At 40.5% G+C, this 1,374-nt stretch carries 2 protein-coding genes; one reads left to right on the top strand and one right to left on the bottom strand.

Annotation, left to right across the window (positions count from 1 at the left end; translation table 11 throughout):
- The first annotated feature begins 41 nt into the window (after positions 1–41).
- Complete coding sequence (locus tag E1160_RS00080) at positions 42–362, top strand: hypothetical protein (RefSeq protein WP_155152956.1); 321 nt, start codon at positions 42–44, stop codon at positions 360–362.
- A gap of 64 nt (positions 363–426) precedes the next feature.
- Here the strand turns inward: E1160_RS00080 and E1160_RS00075 are convergent.
- A partial coding sequence (locus E1160_RS00075; protein WP_155152955.1) for an HD domain-containing phosphohydrolase occupies positions 427–1,374 on the bottom strand: 948 nt, incomplete at its 5' end.

Raw genomic sequence — 1,374 nt, 5'->3', positions numbered from 1 at the left:
ATGCATTTGCGTAGAATATACAAACGGAATGTTTTTATGAAATGTTGGCGGTGACCGAGAGAGGACAGAAAAAACAAGTGACATTACGACATGTATTAACGGGTCGGACCAAAATTCAACTGGTAGATCATGTTGTGATTGAAAACGGCACAAAACCTATGGACATGCTTTATTTTGACCTGAAATCGCAGTCAAAAAATATGGGGCAACTTGATCATCAGGCATTGTTAAATGCTGACTTTCCGTTTGAAGACATAAACAGCGAGGGGGCGTTTTTTCTTGCCCGTATCGGGGATGCGGTCGCAAGCCGGAATATTCATGCTGCAATCTATGATGCTATGAGGGTAGGTGCGGATATCTAACTTGAAAAATATTAAGATAATCTATTAATCAAGAGAACCAGATTTTAGTAGGAAATCCTCACTTTTAGTTAGTTGGTAGGGATTCTAAGTCTTGATATAAGTTTAAAGCGGCGTTAACCACCTTTTGATCAAATTTAGTACCAGAACCATCTTTGATAACTTGTATGGCTTTGGATAATCCTGGAGCGAATCTATATGGCCGATTGGTCGCCATAGATTCTATAGTATCTGCAACAGCGATAATTTTTGCTTCTAAGATGATTTTATCTGCTGTCAAACCATTTGGATAGCCGCTTCCATCACATCTTTCATGATGTTGGGCAACCATTTCGTATATGGGCCATTCAAAGCTGGTTTGTTGTAGTAAACTAGCGCCGTTGATCGCATGTTGTTGAACTAAATTGTATTCTGCATCCGAAAGTTTCGTTGGCTTTGTCAGAATTGCGCTTGGTATTTGGATTTTTCCAATGTCATGAACAAGTGCCCCTAAAATTAGGCCATCTATGAAATTTTGTGAAAGCCCCATTTCGTTGGCAATGTCTTCGCATATTCTGGCAACAGATCGACTATGTCCTGCGGTATAAGGGTCTCTCGCTTCAAGGGCGGCGGAAAGTACTTCTATAGTTTGAGCATAGCTTAAATGCTTGTTATGATCAGCCTCTTTCTCAGCCGTTATATCAAGTATTAAGGTATTCCAATAAACACCGCCGTCATCTGTTGGCCGTGCTTTGGCTAATCCTTGTAGCCATTTTATTTTGCCACTGGGTGTTTTTATCCGCCATTGGTGCGACCATCGGGACAATTTTTCAGCAGATTTCTCAATAGAATTTTGAAGTTTCTCAAGATCAGCATCTAAAACCATATCCCACAGTAGGGACGCATCACGTTCTGCTTCTATTGTTGTAATTTCCCATATCTCTTTACAGCCTTCGTTGACAAAATGAATTTTGTCTTTTCCGTCAGGCGAGAGCCAATAATGAAATAGAGCCCCGGGTAAATTTTCAACGACATC

Source organism: Curvivirga aplysinae, assembly GCF_009711445.1.
Taxonomy (GTDB): Bacteria; Pseudomonadota; Alphaproteobacteria; order UBA8366; family Aestuariispiraceae; genus Curvivirga; species Curvivirga aplysinae.
This window is presented reverse-complemented; position numbering and strand designations above follow the sequence as displayed.